Below are 7035 nucleotides of genomic sequence, written 5' to 3'. Positions count from 1 at the left end.
TCTGCCATTATCGTGTACTTTTGCTCTATTAGTTGGTAAAATTGGGGTTGTTCGGCTTAAATATAGGTTAAAAATGTATTTATAAAACCTAAATAAGCAAATTTACAAGCAAAGATACAAATTAAATCGAAAAAAATCGTTTACTTTGCAGATTATTACGCATATATTAAGAATCGGTCTGAAAAAATTCGTTCTTAACAAGAGTTTTTTATGAGATTGTATTCTTTTTTATTGTAACAAAGCAAATAAAAATAGTATCACGATTTTATATAATTAAAACGAAATGACACAAGAAGAGGTTTTTAAAAAATTGATTTCGCACTGTAAAGAGTATGGTTTTGTATTTCCTTCAAGTGAAATATATGATGGACTTTCGGCAGTGTATGACTACGGTCAAATGGGCGTAGAACTAAAACAAAACATTAAGAAATATTGGTGGGACAGTATGATTCTATTGAACGAGAATATCGTTGGTATAGATTCTGCTATTTTTATGCACCCTACTATATGGAAGGCATCAGGACACGTTGATGCATTTAATGACCCTCTAATTGACAATAAAGACTCTAAAAAACGTTATCGTGCCGATGTGCTTATTGAAGAGCAAATGGCGAAATATGATGACAAAATCAATAAAGAGGTTGAGAAAGCAGCAAAACGTTTTGGCGACTCTTTTGATGAGGCAATGTTCCGTCAAACTAATCCAAGAGTATTAGAGACAGCAGCAAAACGTGATGAGTTACATGAACGTTTTGCAAAAGCAATGAACGATAACAACCTTGCAGAGCTTCGCCAGATAATTGTTGACTATGAAATAACTTGTCCAATAAGTGGAACAAGAAACTGGACTGATGTACGACAATTTAACTTGATGTTTTCAACAGAGATGGGCTCAACCGCCGACGGAGCAATGAAAGTATATCTACGCCCCGAAACTGCACAAGGAATTTTTGTAAACTACATTAACGTTCAAAAGACAGGACGAATGAGAATACCATTTGGTATTGCACAAATTGGTAAAGCATTCCGTAACGAGATTGTAGCTCGTCAATTCATCTTCCGTATGCGTGAGTTTGAACAAATGGAGATGCAATTCTTTGTTCGCCCAGGCGAGGAGTTAACTTGGTTTGAGAAATGGAAGGAGACTCGCTTAAAATGGCACAAAGCACTTGGCTTAGGCGATCACAAATATCGTTTCCACGACCATGACAAATTGGCTCACTACGCAAACGCAGCAACAGATATTGAGTTTGAAATGCCATTCGGATTTAAAGAGGTTGAGGGAATACACTCACGTACAAACTTTGACCTTGGAAGTCACGAGAAATATTCAGGTAAAAAACTACAATATTTTGATCCCGAGTTAAACGAATCATACGTTCCATACGTTATTGAAACATCAATAGGTGTTGATCGTATGTTCTTAAGTGTTATGTCGGCAGCATATTGCGAAGAGAAATTGGAGAATGGTGAGAGTCGCGTAGTTCTTAAATTGCCAGCAGCACTTGCACCAATTAAACTAGCAGTGTTCCCATTAGTTAAGAAAGATGGACTACCCGATAAAGCACGTGAGATAATGAACGACCTTAAATTCGACTTCAAGTGTATGTACGACGAGAAGGACTCTATCGGAAAGAGATACCGCCGTCAAGATGCAATCGGAACACCTTTCTGTATAACAATTGACCACGACACACTTGTTGATAATAAAGTTACAGTACGTTATCGCGACACAATGCTTCAAGAGCGTATAAACATAAGTGATATTAAAAATATCATCAGCGAGCAAGTATCGTTCAAGTCGCTACTTAAAAAGATTGCACAAGAGTAATACTAATGAAGAGATTACCACATATAATATTTATTGCGATGGGAGTGCTTATTGCTCTCTCATCGTGCAATAAAGAGGAGAACAATTGGGATAAATACGAAGATTGGCGAAATGCCAATAACGATTTTATTGAGGCAAAAGCTGAGGAACTCAATGCAGCAGGAACTGCATTTGTTTACGAGCAGATAACTCCTGATTGGGATAAGGGAAGTGCTATATTGATGAAAAGGCTCAAACATGGTACCGGCACTAAAAACCCTCTTTACACAAGTTATGTGGATGTAATATACAAAGGAACTCTATACGATGGAACCCCTTTTGACTCTACCTATTCATATACCGATAGCATCACAACCTTAAAACTATCGGCAACAGTACAAGGTTTTGCAATGGCACTTACCAATATGGTAGTTGGAGATAGTTGCGAGATTATTATCCCTGCATACGCAGGATATGGCGAACAAGACAGAGATAAAATACCACCATATTCAGCACTAATATTCGGTATAAAATTAGTAGATATTCCAGCATACGAAAAACCATATCAAAAGAAGTAGAGAGTATAATTATATTTCATAACAAAGAGTATGAGTCAATTGTAAAGTGAGCCCCAAAGTTTGAACAAAAAACTTTGGGGTTCACTTCAATGTTATCCTCTTCTCATTTTTCCCTTATAAGACCCCTTTCTCTCTATAATATTTAAGTGATATCTCCAAGTAAAATATTAGTTATGTTTTACTCTTTATGGTAAAAGACCAAAGTCATTCTTTCGTTAACTACTATTGTCTTTCCAGTTTGTTTATATCCCATCTTCTCATAAAGGTGGCAATTACCTTTCTCTTGTAAGATAGTATCAAGCCCCCATCCGGAACATCCGTGAATCTCTTCGGCCAACTGCATCGCTTGTTCCGTTCTTGCCTCTATCATCTATCAATATATCTCCTTTACAAAGATTTTTGCAGTGCGTAATAATCATTCTTTTGTGGAATACATCATCTAAATATCGAGTTATCCATAATACTTTATCACTCCACGCTGATGGATTCTTCCATGGTGCTGTTGAGAGGATGTAACAGTCATAATGTTCGCTAAGGCGGTGAACAGCATCTATTGCTCCATTCATTGGCTCCATTTGTCCAAATAATCCTGGAATCTCATCCTCTCTACCTTCATATTCTTTGAGAGTCTCTTCATTCTGTTTTGCTAATGCCGATTTAAAATCAACAAGTACTCCGTCCATATCAAAATAGAGACGTTTCTTGCGTTGTGCTGTTTCTGTATTATTTATATCGTATGATTCTCGTATCTCGGTGAGTACAGAACAAAATTCTGATTCTGTCAAGATTGTTTTATATGGATTCTGCTCGCCCTGACTGTGATATAACTTCATTCCATGAGTTGACATCAAGGCAATACGAAAACGCTCGTTCTGTTCAAACATAGCCTTATATGCTTTGCGTATCAGGTCTTGGAACTCCTTGCTCTGACGGTTTATTGCAGAGCCTTTCCACCAAATTATCTGGTCTGTCTGCCAATAGGTTGAAGTCTCATTCTTGGCATCTTTGCCTTTCATAGAGCATATCAGCCTTTGTTTATCTGTATCTTGATATTTCAATGACTGAAGGAAGCCTTCCATACTTCCGCATTGAACTCCTTCAAAGCGGAATTCATTACTACATAGGTTTGATAAGACATTAGCGGGGTATGGATTTTTACTTCATATATCCAATGCCTTGCCTCGCCACACTTGCCATTTTATATATAAGTTTCTCAGTTTCATAGTTTTATTATGGATATATATGAGATGGTTGTTTGGATTATGCCTATTTACAATAGGTCGATAACTACTTCAACAGTAGCATAGCAATTAAGTTTTATACACCTCTTAAAAGGCCTCTGTCATATTGAAATAGAAGAGGGCGTGTTTGTCTGCAAAACTATATCCTGCATCAACTCTGAAGTTCATACGTTTTTGTACTTCGACTCTTAATCCTCCTCCAATATTAGGTAGAACGGCGTTGTATTTTATAATATTCTCGCCCATAAATCCGCAACCAACCCATGCTGCATATCCAAGTCGGTGTAGTAGTCGTTTAAATTTTGTATCGGTAGCAATATCCCACATGTGTCGCCACTCAACTTCGGCAGTTACAGCTGTGTGGTCGCGATATTGACCAAGATAGTACCCTCTTAGGTTAAATGGTCCTCCCACTATTGCTTGTTGCGAGAATGGTGTATCTCCTATCTTTGTTTTTGCTAATATGTTCCATGCCAATACTCTGCGGTGCGTTTTTGAGACCTTATAATATTGTCGGTAGTCTATTGTGATTGATCCAAAATTGTATTCTCCGCCAAAGTATTTGCTATAAAATAGGGCTCGTGCCTCAAATAACATACCTTTATAGGCATTGGCTGCGATGTCGCGAGTGTCGTAAGAGTATGCCAATCCAAGTCCTACGTTTATGTCTGTAAGCCCTTCTGCTGTTCCTCCTTGCTTGATATAGAAGGGGTCTGATACTACATAACTTCCGGGATTTTTAATCTTCTCAAAATAGAGGTCGGCAATTGGACCTATATAACTCGCACTCTTTTTAATCCGGAATAGTAGTACGGGATTTATTTGAAGAAGGTCGGCATTATATCCTGTAACATCTTTTTTACGTTCTATATTGTGATTGTTAGAGTATCCTACACCGTAATAGTTCTCGCCTGTGTGTTTGTACTCATATAATCCTTGTAGCCTTATTTTGTCATCTTTAAAATAGATATATGGCTTTGATATAAGAGTAAATCCAAGAGGTTTGCCAAATGACATTGTAAAGTTCAGCGGTATTACACTTCGTTGTAGTGAAGTGTCGCTCTTTACTGTGCGAAAGGTCATAAGTGTTGCAAGTCCAATTGAAAATCCGTAATCGGGCGAGTATCCCGGACCTCCCAATATGCTGAACTTAAAGTTCTTATCTTTTTTCTCTTTCTTCTTTTTTTTATTAGATTCAATATCCACTCCTGTTGATAGGGCATCTAATATCTTGTTGATTTTTGCAATCTCCTCATCGCTGTAATGTATGTTTGCCGAATCGGGATATTGTGTCAGTAAGGAGTCTAAGGATAGAGTAAGTTCATTGCACGAGATTGTATCATTACGCAACTCTTGCGCCTGAATATTTATTGAGAACAACAATATTATTGTTGTAAATATTTTAATGTATATCTTTTGCATTGGTACAAAGATACTGTTTTTTTTGAATATAAAAAAAGTACGATTAATAGTACATATGTATTATCGCCTTAATCATTCAAATCGATATATCCCAATCCGTGATTGCGTTGCAAATAGGCATAGGCGTAAAGGAGATTCGTCTGAGTCTCAGGAGACAACTTATAGATAGGGGTATTTGAAAGAGGTGTATCATAAAATTCTTCTTTGCCATTGAAAGATTTGCTGAAATATTTATGCCACTTGCGGTTGCTAATTGGTGGCGTTTTTATGATAAAGAAGAATTGAGGTTTGCCACCTCTAAGTAGTTCTCTTGTAAAGGCTAAGGGGATAATCTGCACTTCCTCTTCTGAGATATTGTGGTCTGCCATATAACGTTTAAAACCTGTTTCCTCATAGAATTCGCGACGCATCTCTTGAATGAGATATTCCTCTAATGAAGCAATTGGTTTTGAAGGAGGAACCACAACACCACTAGTAGTACCTAACATGCTAGAGAATACCCCTACTCCCTTTTTTCGGGGTTTGAGAAAGAAATGTATTCTATCGTGTCGTCCTATACTTGAACGTTGTGTATACCATATTCCAGAAACACCAATGGTATTGGCCATTATAGATTCTTCAAATGGTTTTAAGCATTGATTGTGCGAAAGATCTCTTACGCGCATAGAGTCCTCAGAGCCTTCAGCAACGATAGGAACATCTAAAGTTAAATTAGTACGTACTTGGTCATAGTAGGAGGCTTTTTGTAATTCACATTTGAACCCTTTTTCTTGTTTAACAAGAGATTTTATGCGTAGAGTGGGACTATCATAAGGATTTTTCTTGGTGCTGATGAAATCTGCTAATACTCCCTCGGTAGCCTCCACCAATTTCTGAGAGAGTTGAAATTGTTCGAGATCTTTTGTTACTACCTCAATCTGAGGAGTTGCCCCTGCTTGTATATAATTGATAATTTCTTTGTAGGGGAGTTGTACTTGTTGTATTTCTCCTTCCCGGTTGATTGAAAGGGTCATTACATCTTTTTCGTAGTAGTTGTTGCGAATTGCCAATGAGTAGTCAATAAACTCGCTATCTGGCAGATTCTTATTGATATTATTGCTTAAAATCTCCTTTACCAATGAGTCGGGATAGAAAAAACGATACTTAATATAACGGCGAAAAAAAGAGATGGAGCTTAATTTCTTTCTATACCAACACCATAAACCTACTAAAGTTCCTATTAATGAAATACAAAAACCTGCTAATGAAATATACTTCTCCATTGATGATAGCCTTAATAATAATTCTTTATCTTTCCTTTCGGAGGGTTTAACCCTCTTCAAAGGGCAAAGATATTAATATCAAATTAATATACCAAGTTTCATATTTATTTTTCATAGGGAGAAAATCTTAGATCTTATACTTATGTAAAAAACTACATAACCAGAAAAGAGACTTATCCGCTGAAAAGTCTCTTTTTTTGTATCAATTAGTATGAAATCTGACGACTGCTCCCTAATTTAACAATTATCAACAATGGATGTGGCGTAAAAATAGATTTGTATTTTTATATTTGCATTGTAATATCTTCTTACTCCAATTACAAAACAGAACAAGAAGACCGACCAAAAATCACTTTTTAGTCGGTCTCTTTATGTCTTGACAAAAAACTCTATCTATAATCTTTGAGCAATATCTGTAATTTTTGACGCATGTAAAATATTCTGCTCTTTACTGTTCCAACAGAGAGATTTAATACTTGTGCAATTTCAGAATATTTTAATCTTGCAATGAGCATCGAAAGTAGAACTTTATGCTCTTCCGAGAATGTTGCTATGATGCGATTAATATATTGAACTTCTAATATGCTCTCGGGTGTTTCGGTATCTGCTACATTCTGCAAATCATTCAGGGAATAGAGCTCTTCTGTATTATTTGTTATTGTTTTAGTATATGAGTTTCTGTGGTAGTTGTTTATGAATATGTGTTTCATAATAGTAACCAT

General features: G+C 36.5%; 6 protein-coding genes and 1 pseudogene. 2 read left to right on the top strand and 5 right to left on the bottom strand.

Features of this window, described 5'->3' with window-relative positions; all coding sequences use genetic code 11:
- Positions 1-283: 283 nt before the first annotated feature.
- Both IKK64_05855 and IKK64_05850 read left to right on the top strand, forming a co-directional pair.
- On the top strand, positions 284-1831 hold the full coding sequence (locus IKK64_05855) for a glycine--tRNA ligase (GenBank protein MBR4119588.1): 1548 nt from the start codon (positions 284-286) through the stop codon (positions 1829-1831).
- Positions 1832-1836: 5 nt separating this feature from the next.
- Positions 1837-2388, top strand: a complete 552-nt coding sequence (locus IKK64_05850) for an FKBP-type peptidyl-prolyl cis-trans isomerase (protein MBR4119587.1) — start codon at positions 1837-1839, stop codon at positions 2386-2388.
- A gap of 296 nt (positions 2389-2684) precedes the next feature.
- Here IKK64_05850 and IKK64_05845 read toward each other — a convergent pair whose 3' ends face one another.
- From IKK64_05845 to IKK64_05825, 5 genes and pseudogenes are all read right to left on the bottom strand, one after another.
- Positions 2685-3071: a hypothetical protein gene (locus IKK64_05845; GenBank protein MBR4119586.1), complete on the bottom strand. Its 387-nt coding sequence runs from the start codon at positions 3069-3071 to the stop codon at positions 2685-2687.
- Between the two features lie 57 nt (positions 3072-3128).
- Positions 3129-3536: pseudogene (locus tag IKK64_05840) on the bottom strand (hypothetical protein).
- 180 nt (positions 3537-3716) lie between these two features.
- Positions 3717-5051, bottom strand: a complete 1335-nt coding sequence (locus IKK64_05835) for a BamA/TamA family outer membrane protein (protein ID MBR4119585.1) — start codon at positions 5049-5051, stop codon at positions 3717-3719.
- Between the two features lie 68 nt (positions 5052-5119).
- A complete protein-coding gene (locus IKK64_05830) occupies positions 5120-6313 on the bottom strand; it encodes a hypothetical protein (protein ID MBR4119584.1) in 1194 nt (397 codons plus the stop codon).
- Between the two features lie 389 nt (positions 6314-6702).
- Positions 6703-7035: RNA polymerase sigma factor (locus IKK64_05825; GenBank protein ID MBR4119583.1), on the bottom strand; the 333-nt coding region annotated here is incomplete at its 5' end.

The sequence above is a fragment of the Bacteroidales bacterium genome, from assembly GCA_017521245.1.
Classification (GTDB): Bacteria; Bacteroidota; Bacteroidia; order Bacteroidales; family G3-4614; genus Caccoplasma_A.
This window is presented reverse-complemented; position numbering and strand designations above follow the sequence as displayed.